Annotated in this window: 11 protein-coding genes and 1 tRNA gene; 10 read left to right on the forward strand and 2 right to left on the reverse strand. The window is 45.8% G+C overall.

Features of this window, described 5'->3' with window-relative positions:
- The first annotated feature begins 1 nt into the window (after window position 1).
- From FSB84_RS13075 to FSB84_RS13085, 3 genes are read left to right on the forward strand one after another with little or no spacing between them, the layout of a single operon-like run.
- Entirely contained in the window at window positions 2-997 is a 996-nt protein-coding gene (locus tag FSB84_RS13075; protein ID WP_130544503.1) for a fasciclin domain-containing protein, read from the forward strand.
- A 31-nt stretch (window positions 998-1028) separates the two neighbouring features.
- Complete coding sequence (locus FSB84_RS13080; RefSeq protein WP_130544502.1) at window positions 1029-4295, forward strand: TonB-dependent receptor; 3267 nt, start codon at window positions 1029-1031, stop codon at window positions 4293-4295.
- A 16-nt stretch (window positions 4296-4311) separates the two neighbouring features.
- A complete protein-coding gene (locus FSB84_RS13085; protein ID WP_130544501.1) occupies window positions 4312-6489 on the forward strand; it encodes an IPT/TIG domain-containing protein in 2178 nt (725 codons plus the stop codon).
- A gap of 122 nt (window positions 6490-6611) precedes the next feature.
- Here FSB84_RS13085 and FSB84_RS13090 read toward each other — a convergent pair whose 3' ends face one another.
- Entirely contained in the window at window positions 6612-8162 is a 1551-nt protein-coding gene (locus FSB84_RS13090; protein ID WP_130544500.1) for a BACON domain-containing protein, read from the reverse strand.
- A gap of 190 nt (window positions 8163-8352) precedes the next feature.
- Between FSB84_RS13090 and FSB84_RS13095 the strand changes: the two genes are divergently transcribed.
- The 7 genes from FSB84_RS13095 (at window position 8353) to FSB84_RS13125 (ending at window position 22749) form a co-directional block, all read left to right on the forward strand.
- Window positions 8353-8985, forward strand: coding sequence for a Crp/Fnr family transcriptional regulator (locus FSB84_RS13095; RefSeq protein ID WP_158643886.1), 633 nt, complete (start codon window positions 8353-8355; stop codon window positions 8983-8985).
- Between the two features lie 253 nt (window positions 8986-9238).
- Window positions 9239-17845 (forward strand): right-handed parallel beta-helix repeat-containing protein, encoded by an 8607-nt coding sequence (locus FSB84_RS13100; protein ID WP_158643887.1) that lies wholly within the window; start codon window positions 9239-9241, stop codon window positions 17843-17845.
- A gap of 179 nt (window positions 17846-18024) precedes the next feature.
- Window positions 18025-18852, forward strand: coding sequence for a helix-turn-helix domain-containing protein (locus FSB84_RS13105; RefSeq protein ID WP_130544497.1), 828 nt, complete (start codon window positions 18025-18027; stop codon window positions 18850-18852).
- Window positions 18853-18960: 108 nt separating this feature from the next.
- Window positions 18961-20730 (forward strand): thiol-activated cytolysin family protein, encoded by a 1770-nt coding sequence (locus tag FSB84_RS13110; RefSeq protein ID WP_130544496.1) that lies wholly within the window; start codon window positions 18961-18963, stop codon window positions 20728-20730.
- Window positions 20731-20757: 27 nt separating this feature from the next.
- Window positions 20758-21348 (forward strand): hypothetical protein, encoded by a 591-nt coding sequence (locus FSB84_RS13115; RefSeq protein ID WP_147122161.1) that lies wholly within the window; start codon window positions 20758-20760, stop codon window positions 21346-21348.
- 36 nt (window positions 21349-21384) lie between these two features.
- The gene (locus FSB84_RS13120; RefSeq protein ID WP_130544494.1) at window positions 21385-22260 is read left to right on the forward strand and encodes a cupin domain-containing protein; all 876 of its coding nucleotides are present in this window, start codon (window positions 21385-21387) and stop codon (window positions 22258-22260) included.
- Window positions 22261-22299: 39 nt separating this feature from the next.
- Entirely contained in the window at window positions 22300-22749 is a 450-nt protein-coding gene (locus FSB84_RS13125; protein ID WP_130544493.1) for a hypothetical protein, read from the forward strand.
- Between the two features lie 126 nt (window positions 22750-22875).
- Here the strand turns inward: FSB84_RS13125 and FSB84_RS13130 are convergent.
- A tRNA-Met gene (locus tag FSB84_RS13130) sits at window positions 22876-22952 on the reverse strand.
- Between the last annotated feature and the right edge of the window lie 126 nt (window positions 22953-23078).

Below are 23078 nucleotides of genomic sequence, written 5' to 3' on the forward strand. Positions count from 1 at the left end.
CATGAAGCTGAAGAAAAAAATATATTTCTTTTCCTTGCTATCCATATTGGGAATGGGTTCCTGTGTAAAAGAAAATGACGAGCAACTGAGCAATTACGATAACAACAAGATCAACCTGGTAGTGGCCGATAATTTCAATCTCTCTGCAATGAGCGCAACCCTGCGCCGTAGCGGCCTCGATAAACCGCTCCAGGATGGTGAGGGACCATTTACCTTACTGGCTCCTTCGGATCTTGCTTTCAATAATGCCGGTTACGGGAGTGCATTAGCGGTGCTTGGCGCCAAAGGGGATGTGATTGCACGCATCGCGCAATATCATACCATGGATGGAAAGTATGAGCTCAGCAAACTGCCTTATCTCTTTAACCAGGAACTGCGTTCGCGTGGTGGAAAAATGTTTGCTACACACTGGATCAAGGGAAATGATACTGTGCTTACCATTAATGGCTCCCGGGTATTGGCTTCCAATATTCCTGCTTCCAACGGACTGATCCAGGTGATCAACCAGGTACTGGCGCCTTACACGCACGATCACCTGGGTGATGCTATTGCCGCTGAGAATGATATCACGCTTTTTTCACAGGCCCTGAAAACTTCCGGTGTGCTGGAAACCATCAACGGAACAGGCCCCTTCACCATATTCGCTCCCAACAATGCGGCCATGAAGGCAAGGGGCTATCAAACTGTACAACAGATACTCGGGACCGATCCTCTGCAATTGAAAGCGCTGGTTGACTATCATGTGGTGCGCGACAGGCGATTCATTTATGATTATATCCTCAGCACCGGTTCTTCAAACACTACAAAACAAGCCATGTTGAATGGCAATACGGTGGATATAAAACTGCTGGCAGACCCTCAGGCGCCGGGTAGCTTCAACAGCATTTCATTGCGGGGGATCGGTAATACCACTGATGTGGCATTGGTGAAAAGAGATGTGCTTACCGGTAACGGCGTATTACATGTGATCAATAATACACTTCGCATTACTCAATAGTCTGCTTCAAAAAGATCGAAAAAAATAACTCATGAAGAATATTGGAAAAGCCGGTTGTTTTCTTTTTTGCCTGGTAATGCTGCTGAGCCTTGCCGGCAATGCGCAGGAAACTACCGGATCACTTAGCGGGAAGATAAAGGATACAGCAGGAAAGGTTGTGGCAGGAGCCAGCATCACCGCCATTCATACGGCATCGGGAACAAAATATTCGGTAGCCACCGATGATAAGGGATTTTACTTCCTCAACAATATGCGTATCGGTAATGGATATAAGATCACAGTGTCTATGGTTGGTATGCAACCCGAAACCAGGGAAAACGTGGATATCAGGCTGGGAGGTTCTCAGCAGCTCGATATCATCCTTACGACCGGCAGCCAGCAATTAAGCGCTGTAACCGTTTCCGCCAAAGGAAGAAAACTCAGTGCCCGTGCAGATACCTATGGAGCCGGAAAAAATATCAGTGCAGACCAGGTACGTAATATGCCCACCGTGAACAGGAGCATCACGGATATCACGAGACTAACGCCGCAGGGTAGTCGCGATAACAGTTTCGGAGGTTCTAATTTCCGTTACAATAACGTCACCATCGACGGCGCCATCAACAATGACGCTATTGGTTTCAGTCCTTCACTCGGTGGCCAGACCGGCACTTCCGGAATGGCCGGCAGCAGCACCCGCACCAATCCTGTCTCTCTCGATGCCATCGAGGATATGCAGGTGTATCTCGCGCCTTTCGATGTGAAGATCGGTAACTTCACAGGCGGTTCCGTGAATGCCGTTACCCGCAGCGGCACCAACAATATTACCGGCTCTGTATATGGTTTCGGCAGATTTGCCGCCATCACGGGAAAGGACAAAGCAGGCAAACTGGGAAAGATGAACGATGATTTCTATGATTACCAGGCCGGCTTCCGCCTCGGCTTCCCCATCATCAAAAACAAACTCTTCTTCTTCACCAACGAAGAGATCACAAAAAGACAGGATCCCACACAGCTTACTGTTGGTACGGAAGAGACCAGTCATATCCTTTCCGCTGCCGATGCTGACGCTATCAGCGGCGCGGTGAAAAATCGCTATGGCAATATCTTCGATGCCGGTACTGCAGGGATTTACACCAATACCAGCGAGTCTAAGAAATTCTTCAACCGCCTCGACTGGAATATCAACAACAATCACCAGCTCGCCATTCGCAACAATACTATCCTGAGCAAGGCCACGCATATGGACCGTGACCAGCAGGATTTCCGTTTCAGCAGCATGGCATTTGAGCAAACCAATAACCAGACCAGCACTGTAGCTGAACTGAAGAGCAGATTCAGCAATCAGCTCTCCGGCAACCTGGTAGTTGGTTTCACGCAGGTGAATGACAAACGTGATCCTCTCAGTGATCCCAGCCTGCCGCAGGTTCAGATCATGGGACGTACCCCCGGCACTACCATTTATCTTGGTACTGACCGCGAAGCCAGCATTTTCAATATGCGGCAGCGCACCTGGGAATTCACTGCCAACCTGAATTACAGCTCCGGCGCACACAAATTCCTGGTGGGTACACATAATGAACTTTACAATATCCGCTATGGATTCGTGAACGGTTGGAATGGCCGCGTGGATTATTTGAATATCGAAGATTTCTTAAGCAATAATCCTTACCGGGTACGTGGAAGCTACAACTATACCAACAACACGCGTGAGTATATCATGAATAATCCTGCTGCCAGTTTCAATGTACATCTGTACAGTGTATATGTGCAGGACGAGATCAGGGTGAACGATAAGTTGCGCATTACGCCGGGTCTCCGTGCGGATATGGCTTACCTGCCGGATATGCCGGTAATGAGCGATAAGGTTCGAAGTATCCTTGCCGATCCCAACTTTGGTAACACTTATACCTATACGCCGCTGAACCGCATCGAAAACAAATTCCTCAACAAGGTGCAGTTATCTCCACGTATTGGTTTCCGTTATGATGCCCTTGGAAATGGCGATCTGATCCTGCGTGGCGGGGCTGGTCTCTTCACCGGTCGTATTCCTTTTGCCTGGCTGGCATACGCCTATTACAATACAGGCAGCAGCTATGGAGCTTTCGATCAGCGTGCAGACGATAAGGGTTTTGCTCCCGGCAGCGATGCTATCAAACCCAATCCTAATGGTATTGGCGAATTCATTCAGCAGAACGGCGCTGTGATCAATAATCCGAACAGCGGCAAAACCCAGGTGGACCTGGTGGACAATGACTTTGTGATGCCCAAGGTTTTTCGTGGAAGCCTGGGCGTGGATTATGAAACAATGAACAAATGGAAATTCACGCTGGAAGGTTTGTACACCAAAGTGATCAAAGACATTATGTTCCAGCAATTGAACACCAGCGATGATCCTCATTACTATGGTTATGATCTGAACCGCCAACAGCCGGTTTACAGTGGTACGGTCGATCCCCGTTTCTCCAACACTTACCTGTTGAGCAATACCAATCAGGGCTACCGCTATAGTGTAACCGCTTCTGTTACCAAAACCATCGGCAGCAAACTGAATGCTACTGTGGCTTACAATTATGGTCAATCCAAAGACCTGAGCAATGGGGTCAGGAACTCCATGGAGAGTAACTGGCAATTGAACCAGAGCCTGGTGCCCAATAATCCTGGCCTGGCATACAGCAATTTCGATGTGCGTCACCGGATCGTTGCCAATGCATCGTATACGCATTACTGGCAGAAGGCTGGTAAGACGAATGTGAGTCTTTTCTTCAGCGCGCAATCCGGCGCACCTTTCACTTATGGAATAGTGAACAACAGTATCCAGGGACTGCCGCAGCAGGTATCGCTGGTATATATTCCCAACTGGGAAGAGGCTATCAGGTTTTTCAAGGATGTAAATGGGAAAACTGCACAGCAGCAGGCTGATGAGTTCAATGCATTTATCGATAAGAACAAATACCTCAGGAGCAGGAGAGGAGATTTTACTGAAAGGAACCTGGGTCGGACACCCTGGAATGTACAGGCTGACCTGCATGTATCGCATGATATCTTCCTGAACAAAACCAGGTCTCAATTCATCACTGTAGTAGTGGACGTGATGAATGTCACCAACCTGCTTAACAAGAACTGGGGTATACAATATTTCTCGCCCAATACCTTCAACAGTACGGCCAGCGTGGGTTTAACGCCAACACTGTTCCCGCCGTTACAGAACCCCGGCAACTATCCTGTGTATACGTTCAATGATCCGGGTAAATCGTACAGCATCGATTATTTCGGCTCCAGAACACAGATGCAGCTGGGTGTCAGGTATACATTCTAAGTTTTAAACTGATTATATGCACATCAATATGAAAGTTTACAGTAAATGGTTATTCCTTTTCAGCCTCCTGCTTATTTCTTCGGTAGTGTTGATTGCCACCGGATGCAAGAAGGATGATAAGGCGCCGCCTGTACAGATGATCATCAAAAATTATTATCCCAACAGTGGCCAGGCAGGAACCCTGGTAACCATCGAGGGTACAGGTTTCTCCAATAATATTTCACAATACAAAGCAGCAATCGCCGGCGCTGATGCAGAAATGGTCAGCGCCACTTCCGAAGCCCTGGTGCTGAGGATGCCGGTTGCCGGTAAAACGGGAAATCTGTCTTTTGTTTACCAGGAGAAAACTTATGAGGTTGGACAATATACTTACCAGGCATTGACGGTAAGTCGTGTGTTCCCTAATAACGGTACTGTGGGTTCGCAGATCAGGATCAGTGGTGCAGGATTCAGCAGTGTGAAGGAGCCTGCAGCGGTGCTGGTGAATGGTAAGGCCGCGCTGATTGTGAGTGTGACGGATACTTTGATTGTTGCCGAGATCCCTGCTGAAGCAGGTACCGGTCCGGTTACCGTAAAAGTGGATGGCATGGAAGCGAAGGGCCAGGATTTCAAATACCAGGCCATCAGCGCCATCAAACCATTGAGCGGTGGTGCGGCTACGCGTGTAACCATCCGCGGTAGTGGTTTCGAGTCAACAACTGATGGCAATATTATCGACTTCAATGGCAAGCCTGCTACTGTAATATCTGCTACAGAAACGGAGATCGTGGTGCAGGCGCCGGCGGAAGTGAGCACCGGGCCGGTAAGTGTGAACATCAACGGACAAAAGATCATAGGTCCAGCTTTCACGGTAGTTGGCAAGCCCGTGATCAATGTGGTGTCTCCGCTGAGCGGTCCGCAGGGATCCATCATGACCATCACTGGTGATATCTTCAGCACCATGCCGGATGAGAACAAGGTATTCATCAATAATGTTGAAGTACCTGTAACTACCGCTTCAAAGAACCAACTGCAGCTAACCCTGCCCGGTGGAACCGGATCGGGAACTGTGAGAGTGGTGGTAAATGACCAGGCTACGGAAGGCCCACAATTTAAAGACCAGACCCTGGGTATTACCCGCATCACACCTGATAACGGTCTGGCAGGAACGAACATTACAGTAACCGGTACAGGATTCAGTGCAGTTACCGCTGAGAATATCGTTACCATCAATGGCGTTCCTGCAACGGTAACCACTGCAACGGAAACAAGCCTGGTGCTGACGGCGCCTGCAACAGTGAGCACAGGTCAGTTGAAAGTAGTTGTGAATGGACTGGAAGCTTTGTCTCCTGTGCCTTTCAAACGTGCAGGTGTAATGACATTGGCGGGAGGACCTGCCAGTTCAGTGTTCACTTCCGGCGCTGCCGCGATGGCCATTGATAGTGATGGTAACCTCTATGTAGTGGACCAGCAGGCAAAACTGGTAAAGAAGATCGCGCCTGATGGAACTGTATCCAATCTGCAGGCTGGTGGATCGGATATCATTTTTGGTATGCCCTCTGGTATCACCATCGATAAGAACGATAATATCTTTGTATCTGATCAGACAGCTATGCAGATCAGGAAGATCACACCTGCTGGTGTTAACACTGTACATACTTCAGGATTTGCATCCACTCAGATCACCGTGGATGGTAACGGAGTGATATATGCGAATGTGTCGGGCTTTGCCCAGGGGATCAACAGGGTAACAACCGTTGGTACCTACACAAAGGTTAACGGACCTTATTGGGTGATGACGCGTGTGGTGGTGGATGCTTCCGGCAATATCTATTATCCTGACCAGAATGCAAATAGTGGAAATGGAATTAGAACCACAACAACAGCTGGACAGAGCTTTGATTTTGTGGGCAACTCTGAAGCAGGTTTTGCTGATGGAGTGAGTTATATGGCGCAATTCAACGGTATCGGCAGCGCTGTATTTGCTAATGCCGGAGAGATGCTGGTGGCTGATAACAATAACAAGGCGCTGAGAAAAGTGGAAATGGCTACCAGAACGGTGAGCACTATCCAGCGATTCAGCTGGGGTTACCAGGATGGAACATTGAGCGAAGCTAAATTCAATTCGATGACCGATATGTGTATCGGCGCTGATGGCAGTATCTATATCCTGGATGCCACCAACAAAAGCGTCAGAAAGATATTCCTGCAGTAAATGCCGGATTGTTGAGTAGAGTATAGCCCGTCTGCAAGGAGAATGCAGGCGGGCTTTTTTCAAGAGATGCAGATGGATTGAAGTTTCATAATACCAGCCGGTAAAGCAATACAGGCATGATATTACTGGAAGCTGATAGACCAGCAGTCCTCTGCGCCGCGACGTGTTGAAAAATCGCCATCTTCTCCTGAGAAGTAGCCGCCTGTCACATAGCGTCCATTCGTTGTCTTAAATAACAATAGGCCTAAATCATTGCCACTACTACCGATCAACTTACTGTTGACAACTGTGCCATCATTATTGATCCACAGGAGCATTGCGTCAGCCTTTCCTTTATTAGGTCCATATTTGTCATTTAACGTGAATCCAGCAACAACCAATCCCTGTTCACGATTATGAACTGCTGCTTGTATGCGGTCGTTTTCTGCGCCACCATATAATGAGATATTTTGCAATTGGCCGTCTGCTGCCACTCTTAGGACCAGGCCATCTTCTCCCCCCTGATTTTTCCCTGCCAGCTGTCCGTCATTGCTGGCGCTTGTTCCAACAGCCACCAGTTCCCCATTTTCAACAGGGTAAACATTGTAAAGTACATCGATCCCACTACCTCCATATCTTTTGCTCCAAATTTTATTACCATTATTTGCATCAAATTTCATCAACCAGGCGTCCTGTGAACCATGCGGATCTTCAGCTCCGCTACCGTTGGAGCTGCCATAGTTTCCAGCTAATACAAAATTTCCATCGGATGTACGGAGCAGACTTCTCACACTCTCATGGTCTGAACCTCCATGTGATTTTTGCCATAGTAATTTACCGGTCAGGTCCAGTTTGATGATCCATGCATCGGTGGAACCAAAATGGTCAGTGACATCACCTTCAGCTCCTGTTACACTCCCTGCTATGATGTAGCCATCATTTACAGCTACGCACGCAAAAGCCTGATCATTTTCTTCGCTCCCATACATCCTTGTCCATTGTACAATACCATTCTTATCCATTTTAGTGATCCAGAAGTCATAACTTCCTCTTCGATCGGGAAAATCACTTTCACTGGAACCTGCTAACAGGAATCCGCCATCTTGCGTAACGATTACCGAATAGAAATAGTCGTTATTGTTTCCGCCATAGGTCTTTTTCCATTCCAGGGAGCCTGTTGCAGTATATTTTACTGCAATGGCATCACGTTCCGAACCTGGACGTTCACTAAAATCATGATCGGTGCTATAGGTATTTCCTATCAATATATATCCACCATCCGGTGTTGCAGCGCCATTATTGAACTCCTCGCTATTGCTGCCTCCGAGAACATTCAATATAGGTTGGTGAAACAAAGGGATCCTGGTTACCTTGATGTTAACGGGAGCATTCCCCTCTCCGCTAAGTGTAAGCGTTATTTCAGCCGGTCCCGAGTTATTGGTTACTTTGTTTTTCAGCTGAACCGTAGCATCTCCTGTACCACTGGAAGGTTCAATCTGCAGCCAGTCCGCACTTCCTGCTGCTTTGATTGTCCAGTTGGTGCTGGATGTGATCTTCAGGCTCGCCTGGCCATTAATCAGTCCGGAGATATTTACTTCTGTTTTATCTACCGATAATATGTGCTCCTTCTTATCTTTCTTACAGGAAGAGCCCAATACAATGACCATACTCATGGCCAGCCATAGTGATTTCATGGGTTACATTTTTTACTAATAGACAAATTATTCTATGAAGAACGGCGGCTGCACCGATCAGTTATATTTAATCGTAGACGAGTATGCGAAAATGAGCTATGAAATGGGGATGTCCATAGCTGTTTCACGGCCTCAATGTAATACTGGAAATAAATCAAGATTGAGCTACTATTTGTTTTATTTTCGATATATGAGCGCTGCCACCCGTCCCACTGCAACCGAATTACAACCCGTATTCGAACTCTTCAATGTCTTGCACCCTATCGGCAAAAGGGTGGAGATTTATCTGCAGAAAAATATATACTGTTGCGAAATCAAAAAAGGCGAACTGCTGGTGAAAAGCGGGGAGGTCTGCGATAGCATCTATTTCATCAAACGTGGCGTATTACGCGGTTTTATAGAAGAGGGTAGCAGGGAGATCACTACCTGGCTGACTGTGGAGAATGAGATCGTGGCAACCATCACCGGATTCCTGTTGAGAAAGCCTACCATGGAAAATATCCAGGCGATTGAAGATTGTGAATTGCTTGGTATCAAATTCGAAGACCTGAACCGGCTATACCTCAAGTATCCATCTTTCAATATTGTTGGGCGAAAGATCACGGAGCTTTATTATGTGTATGCAGAACAAAGAGCCTATATCACACGTTTTCATGAAGCAGAAAGAAAATACGAGATCCTGATGGACCTGTATCCTCATTACCTTAATCGCATTCCTCTAAAATACATCGCTTCATTTTTAGGCATTACCATTGAAACCCTTAGCCGGGTAAGGGCCAAAGCGCATACGCGTAGCAGAAAGAAATCTGTCAAAGACCTTTAAGCGTATCTCCGCATTACAGCAATACTTTTCTTTTAATTTGATCTGAGTCAAAAAAGCCACTCCGGGGTTGCTTATACACTTTGTCTGAAAGTCGCATCTGCTCTGGATTTGGCTCGGTCACTCGTTTTGTGAAATTTCACTGAAGCCCTTCAGTTATGCGGCTCACAGTATAAACATCATCTTACTTCTCGTTTCTTTATGGGCTGGACTGCCAGTCGGTTCCGCTATGACCCTAATATCCATATTGAAAAAAATGAAAAAGATATTGCTCCGCATATCCCTCCCTGTTGTATTGTTATGTACCCTTGTTGCCGCATTGCAGGCGCAAACCATTCGTTATGTAAGACAGGGCGGCTCAGGCAATGGCTCCAGCTGGGCCAGTGCATCGGGGAATTTCCAGGCCATGATCGATGCGTCTTCTGCCGGAGACCAGGTATGGGTGGCGGGAGGCGATTATCAAACGCCTGCCGGCTCGCCCTTCACTATGAAAGAAGGAGTGAAGATCTACGGAGGTTTCCCTAATACCGGAACACCAGCCTGGGCTAACAGGAATTTTACAACGAATATCACCCGCCTGTTGGGGGTTACAAACCCTTATACCGGTAACAGAGTAATTGAAAATCGAACTGCACTGACGGTTGCGGCTTTGCTGGACGGATTCACCATTACAAATGGGTATGTTGCCGGATCCAATCATGGTGGAGGAATTTCCAACATTGGAGCGTCCCCCACAATCAGTAATTGCATTATTACACAAAATGCGGCTGGAAGTGAAGGAGGCGGTTTGTATAATTTCGGCAGCAGCCCTGTTGTAACAAATTGTACATTTCTTTCCAATATCTCTGGTAAGGATAATAATGGGCAGGGCGGTGCTGTGGCCAATGTTTATGGAACGCCTGTATTCAATGATTGCGTGTTCCAGAATAATCGCGTTCTGACTGGGGGCGCGGGTACAGGAGGTGGTGGGATGTACAACAGCGAATCCAATCCTGTTCTGACTGGTTGTAAATTCTTCGGGAATAAAAGTTACGATGGTGGCGGGATGTTCAACTATAAATCGGGTGCTACCATCAGCAATACAGAATTCTCGGGAAATACGAGTGCATTGTACGGAGGAGCTCTTTATAATTATTCAAATGCCAATATCAAATTCAAAAACTGCAACTTCAACAATAACAATAGCGGTAATGGTGGTGCGATAGCCAACGGTTATTTCAGCGAGCTGAGTTTGGAAAACTGTCTGCTTTTTGGCAACAGGGCGATAGGTGGAGGTGGAAGTGGTAACGGAGGAGCAATTCATAACCGGTATGCAAAATGCACTATCACCAGCAGCACTATCACGGGGAATATCGGTGAGTTGCGCGGTGGGGACATTTCAAGTGAAGAAGTATTTTCAAATTACACGGTGCCCTGCGTCGTTATTCATAACTCTATCCTCTATGCGAATAGTTCCGGTATAGATCTTTACAGGAATGTTGTACAGATCCATAACAGCATAATACAAGGACATACTTCGGCAAGTAGCACAATTATAATAGAAAAAGTAAATACAATTGAAGGCCAGGATCCATTGTTCGTGAATGCGGCTAACGCAGTTGGTGCAGATGGGATCTGGGGTACAACCGATGATGGTTACAGGCTCCAGGTGCTCAGCCCAGCTGTAAATATGGGAAACAATACATTGCTTCCTGCCGGTGTGCTGACTGATTTTGCAGGAGCAACCCGTATTCAGGGTGGCACAATCGATATGGGCGCTTATGAAAGTTCACATGTCCTCAATTGCGGTTCAACTAAATTGTATGTAGATGGCAGTAAAGCCAGCTCCGGCACCGGAGCCAGCTGGGGTGAGGCTTTCAAAACAATGAGTGAAGCTATGCACAGGGCGCTCCAATGCAATAATGTTGCGGAGATCCATGTAGCAAAAGGAACTTATTATCCAACAGGAGATCAAAGCAGCATACTAAGAGACAGCAGCTTCCTCATTCCCGCGCGCGGTGGACTCAAGCTCTATGGTGGTTATCCTAATGGCGGCGGCACAAGGAACCCGGTAACTAACCCTACTGTTTTGAGCGGAGATATCGGCACTGCGGGATTTCATTACGACAACAGTTATCATGTGCTGGTAATGACCGGATCATTGCCTGGCGCAGACAGCGTAGTAATTGATGGATTCACTGTTACCCGTGGTTATAGCGATGGCGGCACCAACTACTACAATGATGTACTCACTAATCAGCATGAAGGTGGTGGCATCCTCTTACGCGTGAATCCGAATATTGGAAGCAAAGTGGCGATCCGGAATTGTAATGTGGTGAATAATCACGCAAATGGATTGGGCGGAGGTATCTATGTCTGGCAAACCACTCCTTCCATAATCAATTGTGTGATTGCAGACAATAGCAGTGGCAGTGACGGCGGCGGATTGTACAACCAGGAAAGTGGCACCACGAGGCTGATCAATTGTGCGTTCATCAGAAACTCCTGTACCAATGGCGCAGCAATGTATAACAGAAATGCAGCCATCACCATCGTCAACAATACTATTTTCGGCAATACTGCCAGTGTTCAGGGAGGTGCAGTTCTTAATACTTTTCCTGGTTCCATTTCAATCCAGAATTCTATTGTATGGAATAATGGAAACAATAGCATTTCCGATGCAGCTACCCTGAATGCAGGTTACAGTAATATACAGCAGGCCAGCGGTGTGTATGCAGGCACGGGAAATATCAATGCTGATCCGTTATTTGTGAACAGTGCAAATGCTGCCGGAGCGGATGGTATCTGGCGTACAGCTGATGATGGGCTGAAATTGCAGAATGCCAGTACTTTGATCAATAATGGTAATCCTGATATTTCAGGACTCGGCCTCGATCCGTTTGACCTGCAGGGAACGGAGCGCGTACAACGTGGCAGGATCGATATGGGCGCTTATGAAAGTCCATTTATCCGCTGTGGAGAATACAATACTTTATATGTAGATGCTGCTGTAGCCCAGCCTGGAAATGGATCGAGCTGGGCAGCTGCTTTCAAAACACTGAAGGAAGCATTTGATGTATTGAATTCCTGTGCTACTATCAATACCATCATGGTTGCGGAAGGAACTTACTATCCCACCAGTACAAACGACAGGGATGCTGCATTCCTGATACCTGCCCGGGGCAATGTTAAAATATATGGCGGATATGCCAGTGGTGGTGGGGCCAGGGATTTCAACACGTATAAAACGATATTGAGTGGCGATATCGGAGCCGCTTCCAATATAGCTGATAACAGTTATCATATTATGGTGTTAGCGAATCTTGCATCCGGAACAGATAGTGTGGTGCTGGATGGTTTCACTTTTACACAGGCGAATGGAGATGGAAGTGGAAGCAATACAATTAATGGAGTAGCGGTGGCGAGGAATACAGGCGGTGGTATATGTCTGATCAACAATGCCAATTACAAGACAATGATCCGTAATTGCCGTTCTGTCAATAACAGGGCCCTGCAGGGGGCAGGGATTTACTGTCTGGCAACTTCGCCATATATCGTCAGTACAATGTTGCAGGGGAATAGTTCCAGCGATAATGGCGGTGGCATCAGTATCTACAATTCCTCACAACCGGTGCTGATGAATGTTCTGATCTCCGGGAACCGCGCCGGATATGGAGCAGCAGTTTTCAATGATAACAGCAATCCTTATATCATTAACTGTACCATTACAGACAACTGGGCGGCTGGTGATGCAGGTGGATTTTATAACAGGCTCGGTATTGCCGAACTTACCTTCCGCAATTCAGTAGTCTATGGAAACAGGAATGGCGGTGGAGCAATTTCCAATATTCTCAATACCCAGGGTGGTAAGTCGAACTTCACTTATAGTTTGATCGAAACTGCTTCCGTAGCCTGGGAAGCCGCATTGGGAACAGATAATGGGAATAATCTGTTTGGGGATCCTGAGTTTGTGGAAAGGATAAATCCTACAACCGCCAATACACCTCATACTTCAGGTAATTACCAGGCGCAGGCAGGCAGTTCGCTGATTGATGGAGGAAGTTCTGTTCTGTTGCCAGCCGGTAGCTGGAATGATATAACCGGAGTGCCGAGAACGCTGCAGGCTTACCCTGATATCGGAGCGTATGAAAGTCCTTTTTTCAATTGCGATATCTTGAAGATCGACAGCAGTAAAACGAATGTGCTATGTTATGGAGCTGCTACAGGTAAAGCATCTGTACTTATGCTGCGCGGGAAAAGTCCATTCACTTATGCGTGGAGCAATGGTGCTGCAACAGCGGCAATCAGTAACCTGGCAGCGGGTGATTATTCTGTTACAGTTACAGATGCGAATGGATGCAGTATTTCTAAAACGATCTCCATTGCGCAGCCAGCTGCACCACTTGATGCTACAGTAATTCTCAATAATGTAAAATGTTTTGGGAACAGCGAAGGCAGTGCGTCTCTCACGGTAAGCGGAGGTCAGGCTCCTTACCAGTACAGCTGGTCAAATGGCAGTACAGCTTCCGCCATCAGCAATCTGCCTGCTGGTGTATATGATTGCACAATTAAAGATGCCAATGGATGCAGCATTGTAAAATCGGTAACGATTACGCAACCTGCTGCTGCATTGAATCTGAATATCACCAAAACAGATATTGTGTGTAACGGTCAGAATACTGGTATAGCCAATGCAGTTATTTCGGGTGGTGCACTGCCATACACTTATGAATGGAACAATAATGCAACTACTTCTTCGCTGACTGGTTTGGCTGCAGGAACCTATACCTGTACTGTAACGGATGGCAATGGGTGTATTGTCAGCAAATCGATCAGCATTGTTGAACCCGCTGCATTGAGTGTTGCCAATGTAGTGGCAAATGTCAGCTGCTTAGGCGCTAATAATGGAAAGATCGAATTGACCCCTGCTGGAGGAACAGGTAGTTACAGTTATAGCTGGAACAACGGCGAAACCAGTAGCAGCCTGAATAATTTGGCACCGGGCACATATTCCTGCATAATAAAAGATGCTGCCAACTGTCAGGCATCAGCTTCATTTACCATCACGCAACCGGCAGCTGCCCTTTCGGTTACCACCAATCAATCGGGTGTTATCTGCTATGGCAGTAATGCCGGATATGCCGGAGTGGTTGCCAGTGGTGGTACTGCTCCATATAATTATCTATGGTCGAATGGAGCTTCAACAGCATCTGTAAATAATTTGAGTGCCGGCACCTATTCCTGTACCGTTTCAGATGCTGCGGGATGTACTGATATGAGTGTTTTCACCATCACGCAAAACACTGCCATTACGCTTGACGGAACAGTAACACAGGTTGCCTGTTACAATAGCAATACCGGCTCTGTGAGTGTGGCGGCAAGCGGAGGAATTGCTCCATATAATTACTTGTGGTCAACTGGTAGTACTGCAGATGCTGTTTCAGGGCTTACTGCCGGGATCCATACCTGTACCGTTACAGATGCTGCCGGATGTTCAGCTTCAAAAACGTTTACCATCGCTCAACCCGCAACAGCTTTGATGGTAACAGTTGGCAAAACAGATATTGCATGTTTCAACGCTGGTGACGGAAAAGCTTCAGTGATAGTCTCCGGTGGCCTTGCTCCCTATACATATTCATGGAGCAATGGAGGAAGTTCTGCACAGATCGAAAACCTGGTTGCAGGAGACTATAACTGTACCATCACTGATAACTATGGCTGCACTAAAGTTGTACAGGTATCAATTATCCAGCCTGCTCAGGGACTGACGCTCAGCATTCAAAAAACTGATGTGTCCTGTAATACCGGGAATAACGGATCTGCAACAGCGAATGTAAGCGGAGGCACTCCTCCTTACAGCTATTCATGGAGTAACGGGGGGAATGCCTATTATGTTTCAGCGTTGTTTGCAGGAACTTTTTCCTGTACCGTTACAGATGCACTTGGCTGTAAAGCATCAGAAACTATTACTGTTTCAGAGCCTGATCCTCTCGTTTTGAACCCTTCAACAACCAATGTGTTGTGTTACGGGGCAAATAATGGAACTGCAGCTGTAAATGTTACTGGCGGTACATCTCCCTATACTTATAACTGGGATAATGGGGCTGAGAGTGCAGCTATCAGTAATCTGGCTCCCCGCCTGTATTTTGTTGATGTAAGAGATGCTAACGGATGCCGCAAATGGGAGTACCTGAACATTCTTCAGCCTGCTGCATTAAATGCACAGGTGATTTCGTTGAACAATGTGTTTTGTGGTTTAGATAATACCGGAGAGGCATTGTTGCAAGTTTCAGGTGGCATAGCGCCATATGATTATCTCTGGTCCAATGGCAGTACTGCTGCATTTGTTCAGGGGCTTGCTGTGGGTGATCATTCCTGTGTGATCACTGACGCCAATGGATGTGTGGTGAACAAACAGGTTACCATCAATAATCTTGTACTGAGTGGGAACAAAATATTTGTAGACAAATCTGTGGCTGTTTCAGGAAATGGCAGCAGCTGGAGCCAGGCATTTAAACATTTGAGCGATGCATTCAAAGCAGCTGCTTCCTGTAGCGGTATCGATAGTATTTTGGTGGCCAAAGGAACCTATACCCCATTGGGCGGATCCGCAACTGGGAACAGAGACAGTGCCTTCCTGTTCAGACAAAGTGGTGGACTGAAACTGATCGGCGGCTATCCTTCGGGAGGCGGCTTGCGTGATATCGATGCGAACGCCACTGTATTGAGCGGTGAGATCAGGAATCCCGGTAATGGAGATAATTCGCACCATGTACTGGTGATTGCAGGTATTAGCTCAGCTTCGGATAGTATTGTGATAGATGGAGTGTCTGTCATTCGTGGATATGGAGGAAATGGAGCAAATTATTTTTACAATGGAGTGGAGTTGTCCAATAGCAATGGTATGGGTCTTTATCTTGTCAACAATAATATCGAAGCAGGAAAGATCGCTATCAGGAATTGTCGATTTGCTGATCATTTTACTTTTGGCTCAGGCGCTGCCATTCATAACGAACAATCTGCGCCTTCGGTTATACATTGTAGTTTCTCCGGTAATATTGCTGTGTATGGGCAGGGAGGAGCTATTATGAACCAGCAATCGCCCAAAACCCTAATTGCTAATTGTGAATTTTCCAATAATGAGGCATCATCGGGTGGCGCCATTTATAATTCACAAAACTCAGATGCAAAGATCGATCAATGCCGTTTCCTTGATAATACCGCCAGCTTTGGAGGAGCTATAGGCAACGAGCATTCAGCACCTGTAATCACAAATTGTTTCATTGCCGGTAATAAATCAGGTAATACCCTTGGCGGCGCAGGTATCGGAAATAATAATGCTTCGCCGGTAATCATCAACACACATTTCATCAGGAACATAGCCACCAATGGTTATGGTGGCGGACTGTCCAATTTCATTAATTCAACTGCAACTGTTACCAATTGTAATTTTTACGGGAATGAAGGAACGGGAGGCACAGGTGCGATCTATAATTATGGAAGTCATCTTACAATCAGGAACAGCATATCTTATGGAAACGACGGTGGCATTACAAATGATAATGGCTCCACCACCAGTGCAAGCTATAGTCTGATTGAATACTGGAGTGGCGGAGGTACCGGCAATCTGAATTCCTCTCTGGATCCGATGTATGTAGCTCCAGTATATACTGCACCTTATACGCAGGGCGATTTTCGTCTCAAAACCTGCAGCCCAGCTATCAATGCCGGTACAACCGATACTACAGGACTAAATCTGCCAATTTATGAGGTAGCTATTGGTTTACCGCGCATTCAGCTGGGCCGGATCGACCTTGGTCCGCATGAGGCTAACAGTTATACCGATGCCAATGCTGCTTCCATCCCGTCAACAGCTGCATCAGGTACTGCCTTCCAGTTGAAGGATAATACAACATGGTATGGTACCGATTGTACCACGCTGATTGCAGCAGTCACCGGCAGCGGCTCCAATCCGGTAAGCGGTATCACAACTGCTTCCGTGGATATGGAAGCAAACCTGTTACCCGGATTTGTAAGCCGTTATTATGAAATTGAACCGGAACAAAATGGTGGTTCATCTTCCGGTACCATCACTTTGTATTTTTCACAGTCAGAGTTCAGTGCCTACAATACCGCCAACAACGGAACCAATAAATTGCCGTTACCTGATAAAGATGATCCTGAAATGAATGATGATTTTGTCAATATCAGGATCCGTAAGGTGTCTGGTGCCGTATCAACTACCGTTATCCCTCATACGATAAACTGGAATGCATCCCGGGAGCGCTGGGAGCTGAGCTTTGACGTAACCAGTTTCAGTAAATTCTATGTGTTCACTGAAAACAATGCAGCACTGCCACTCCGTTTGCTGAGTTTTGCTGTAAGAGAAGAAAACTGTACAGCAAAACTGAGCTGGACAACGGCTGAAGAAACTGGCGTTTCTCATTTTGAGGTGGAGCAAAGTACAGATGGTACTCACTGGAGTTTCATATCGAAACTGAAAGCTAACAATACAACCGGAGAGCATAAGTACAATGCAGAAGTAAACATCGATGTACAAATGAATTTCTATCGGCTTAAAATGGTGGATATAGATGGAACAACCACATATAGCAAAATTGTCAGACTTACTGCTCCTGCGGGCTGTAGCGCACGAAAGATCAAACTCTTCCCCAACCCGGCAGATAATATTATTTACCTGGAAAAAGCAAACCCGGGTGATCAGTATACGGTGTACGATAATGCGGGAAGAATAGTATTGCAGGGCAGGATCAGTAAAGCTGTTCAGGATATCAATGTAGCCAACCTTGTGATGGGAATGTATACCGTAACGGTGGTTAACAGGACTGGAGGTATTCAGGCATTTAAGTTTGTAAAGAGATAAAGATGGTTATATAGATCCCGCTGCCAGTTCATTATTTGATCTCGATCAAATAATGAACTGGCAGTAAGGGGCGAAAGTATATCTGCCTTTTCCGATGGAACAATAAAGACGACTGGGGCATCTGGGTAATATCGGGATTTGCGTTTGTAAGTCCCGGATTTCGTTATTTTTATTACGAGATGAATGTTGCATTTCACAAGGTACATCCCGCCCTCAGTCAATTCGTAGAGGTGATCATGTGCGTCAACAGAGGCGTTGATGATGCCGGAGAATTTTTGCAAACCAGCCTGCCCAATCATGAATGCTTCCTGAGTTTTGAATATGAGACTGACTTTATGGTAAGGACCGTAAAGACGAATGGATTTGTTGAGGCGCATACAACCACTATCATCCCCCCGCAATTAGACAAAACTGAATTGAAAGGAAAGACCATGAAAGCGATCATGGTCAAATTCAGACATGGCGGTTTTTTCAGGCTGTTCAAAATTCCTATGCCGCTTTTTAAAAATGACTGCTACAACGCAAGAGATGTGCTGAATAAGGATTTTGGAGATCTTTTTGAACAGATTCTCAATGCTGAGCCGCTGGCCGAAAAAATTAACCTGGTGGAATTATTCCTGCTGGCCAGGGTTGCCAATGCAACACCGGTGCAGCCAATTGATTATGCCTTTGAAAAATTGCTGTGCAGCAACGGCAATATTCCCATCCATGATATCGCCTCTATTGCCTGCATGAGTATCCGGCAATTGCAAAGAAGGTTCCTGGATCATTTCGGTATGTCGCCCAAGCACTATTCGAAACTGGTGCGATTTACTACAGCTTACCGGATGAGGACTTCACTTCCTCAATTGACATGGAGTGAGATCTCCATGCGTTGTGGCTATTATGATCAAATGCATCTGATCCGCGATTTCAGAACTTTCGCTGCATTCAATCCGGGCGAGCTGGATATGAATGGCAATTCCTCTAGTATGCTGCTCTTTCCTGACCATTCACTACAGGGATAACAATCCCTGATTCCCAAACTTGTCGCGTTTGTACTATCTCCCTGGCACGATTTGCGCATACTTTTGGCGCAGACATTTCTATTTATCAAAGTTGAAGTTTCATACCATATGAGAATTGCCTTACTGATCTTTCTGGTGATGGTCAGCCTGACCACCAACGCCCAAATTTCGAAAGAAACAAAAATTGTTACAAAGCCTAAAGTCCTGGATAAAACTGTAACGAAGCCCAATGCAGATAAGAAGGGAGAAAAAAAGGTGGAGACTTCCGGGAAAAAGCTGACAGGAACTGATCTTTCCAAAGAAATGAATGGCAATATTCCAAATGTATTGAGGGGAACTCCCATCATTGCTACAGTTGGAGGCACTAAAATAACTACTTACATTGAACCGCTCGATCGTGTGAGGTCTACCGTGAGTGCCGGCAGAAATCCAAAAGCAAGAAACAGGGGAACCAAAGAAGACAACGGGCTTATCTGTACTGCCTATAGTATTTCCCTGAGCCCCGAGTCGGAAAGTTTTGATGCGCCGCTTGCCGATAAAATGTCTCACACCTATCCCGGCGCGGCTTACAACTACAACGACTATATCAAGAACAACACTCAGCCGCCTCATAATAGATCAAAGCGTAATCCCATCATTTTGCAGGTGTCTTCCAGCAGTGGAAACGGGAAGCAGCTATTGGTGGAAGATCCCACTAAGAATAATCTCGATGAAGCGGCAGGTAAGCTTAAATATTCTTTGCCTAAACAAGCGAATAACCTGAGTACTGAAATCTATGTGCAAACTATCGTGAATGAGGCCACGTTCGCACTCAATGTTGAAGCGGGTGGTGGTGGATATGGTTTCAAGGCCAGTGCAAAATTTGGTTTGAAATACGATAGTAAGAAAACTTACATGAGCATCGATGCCAAACAAAAGAATTATGTGATCACTGCCAACCGTCCGGATAATGCAACAGGAGGTTTCTATGTAGATGAATCAGAGAATGCAAAAAACGAAAACGTATACATGTCGTCCGTAACCTATGGAAGGCGTGTGATAGGTATCATCGAAACGGAGCTGGACCAGGAACATATGGAAGTGGGTGCTAAAGCCTCTTATGATGGGTTTGGTGTTTCAGCAAATCTTGGTTTAGGCATTGTAGATAAAATGAGCCGGGCCAAAACCACTGTTCGCTTGTTGTTTATCGGAGGCAATGGTGATGTGATCACGATCCCGAATCCTACAGCTGCATCTGTACAGGCCACCATCAACCAGTGGATGACAAGTACTTCTTCGCAGGCAGCGGTGCCCATCGAATATACTTTCAAGAATATGCGGGATATAGGAATGCGCTGGGAAAGTGTTGCCAGTAATATCAATTACCAGCAATGCGTTCCCAAACCACCTGCCGCCGCAGCACCGCAGCCATGGGACATTACCGTTACACTCAATAGCATCAGCAATAACAAAAGAGAGAGCGCCAAGCTGGGTATTTCACAATCGGTAGGTGTTTCGGTGAACGGACAATGGAAGAACGAAAATGCTGGTTTGGACAAGCCGATCATTTGCTGGATGGAAGGCTGGCAGGGCTGCCAGACCCCGCCGCATATAGATTTCAGGCAACCTCACCGGATAGGGGATGCAACCCGCAGGTACACCATCAGCAATGATGAATACGAACAGAACCCGATGTTCAGGGTGGAGACGCAACGGATAGTTACCTATCGCACGAGTGTTGGCGGCAGTAAAAATGAGAATAACCAGAAACAGAGAAGTGATAAACGACTCAAAGATATTGGTAGTATTTCCACGTTTGATGTGCCGGTGCATATCAATGGGAGGATCTTCAGTTTCAACTATACTGTAAAAGTGGCGCAAAGACCACCAGCACAATAATTACTTAATCAATTAATTTATTTATCAGTGATGAAGATCTTATTAACTATTGTTGCGTTGATGGGATGGACTCTTGTTACGCAAGCCCAATGTGAAGAGAGGATTTCCGGCAGGCAACTGGAAAAAGGCATGTTTGTTTTGTGTACTCCCCAGCTAGAGGGAAATACAGTTTATGTGGCTGAAGTGTTGTCTGTAAATGGAACTGATTTCAGTTGCCGGTTCCTTCATTCCAATTCCGTGTATCAGCTAACTGATTTTAAAACGGCAGACAAAGGTTCTGCTGCAATCATGCAGGCAGCAGTAAGATCCAGTAAAGGTGGAGGTTATAAGGCAGGGTCGGTTTTTATAATTAATGTTTATATGGCAGACCCTGCTCCATGCGATCTGTCTACAGCTCCGCTAAAAAACCAATATGTTGTGATTGCCACTTTTAAAGCGGATAATAAACGTTACCTGGGAAAAATGATGCCGGTAAGTGGAGGATATGATATTCAGTTTAAACATTCCCAAAGTGTTTATACTGTTGACAAAAAGTTTACAGTAACTAAAGTGGTAAAGGGAGGATATATTGTCGGAAGCCAGATGGAACTTGTTCATGCCAGGTTGTTGGAATTCTAACAAAAATCGATACTGAAACAGGGTAAATATTATACTATGGAAAACAGATTGTATTTCCCACTCTTTGCTGTGTTTTTACTATTTGCAATAAATGGTTTGGGGAGTGGATTGGAACTGCCAGCAAAGAATACTTCCGATGGTAATTTGCTGAACTCCGACTCTGTTGTACTTCCTGAGTGCATAAAAAAACTTACTGCTCCTCCGGGAAAAGTTATACGGGCTTCAATTGGAGCCAAACAATTCCGGAAAACATACACAATGGAGAATGGAAAGATCTTGTATGTATTGCATTCGCAGGCATCGATCGGTTGTAATATGAATGAACCCGCCAGTACTAAGTATTACAACGATTCCTGTAAAATGGTGGCCAGTTTTCCAACCAGGTTTTCAATTAAGCAGGGCTTTAAACCCTTTGTGGCTGCCGGATATAAGCCGGATGATTTCCCGGAAGCAGCACAGGGTGATTATCCGGAGTACTTTGCAAATCTGAAAAAAGAAAAGACTACCAATAAGATCATTGTCAGCGATGCCAAACCTACAGATCCTTTTCCGGTAGAGAAGGAGTTTACAGTAATTGGAGTGGATGATAATGTGCTGGATTTGAAAAAGGGAGATATCGTAAGAATATCCACGAAAAATGGCCTGAGGATTTTCCGTAATGATAAGCTGCTGAACAATTACAAATTAGTTCCCCAGCTTTCTACCATAAAAATTGAAGCGAAGTGTAAAGTGCCTCCATGCTTCACAACGCTAACGAAAGCACTTGTTTATCATATGGGTGGCATCAAACGTTTTGTGGAGATCAGGAACAATGCTTTTATGATCTCTGCAACACAATATGCAGATGCGCCATCACCAACAAGAAGTATTGAATTATCCTGGAGGATTGCTTACGCGCTGCGTTCTGAATGATGCGGTCAATTTATTATCTCATCCGTCAAACAAATCGATATGCAGGTTTTATTATTAATTAGTTGTTTATGCCTGGCAGGTAGCGGTAGTGTTGAGAAAAGCAGGGCTGATAGCAGTCTTGTACTAGCAGGTATTGAAAAAAACAGGGAACTTTCAATACTGTTCCCAAAAAATAATCAGAAAGTACGTGGAGAGTATAAGGTCTATGGTAAAGCAAGGCCTGGCTCCGTAGTTGTTCTCCATATCAGTAGCACCTATTATAAAACTGCACGTGATAGCCGGCAAAAAGTAAGCAAAGGAGCCGGGCCAATAAATAGAATGAACAGGAAGTTTAAGCTAACTGCAGACCGGAGTGGTAACTGGATCCTGAAAAACATTGAATTGTGGAATGCTGGCTGGGAGGAAAACTTTACCATAAAAGCTACTGCAGAGAATAAAACGGTTTCAATTCGGGTGTATGATAATACGCACCCGGTAGCAATAGATTAGCAATGCACCTGAAATAACAAAAGCTTCCGGTTCATGCCGGAAGCTTTTGCTTTTGTCTCAGTTATATAAATAGAATTTTATTAACGCACAAAAGCCGCTGTAGTAGCGGCTTTTGTGTCTTTTTTCTGGTACCGGGGACGAGAGTTGAACTCGTGACCTCAGGGTTATGAATCCTGCGCTCTAACCGCCTGAGCTACCCCGGCGTTTCATTCAGTTCACGCCGCAGATCAATTGATAATCAATTCGTACAGCATTTCTCCAAATGGGTGGCAAAAATAGTGAAATTCCTGTTATTTAAAAAAGAAATTCAAAAAACTTTCCCGGGTTCG

This window comes from Pseudobacter ginsenosidimutans, from assembly GCF_007970185.1.
Taxonomy (GTDB): domain Bacteria; phylum Bacteroidota; class Bacteroidia; order Chitinophagales; family Chitinophagaceae; genus Pseudobacter; species Pseudobacter ginsenosidimutans.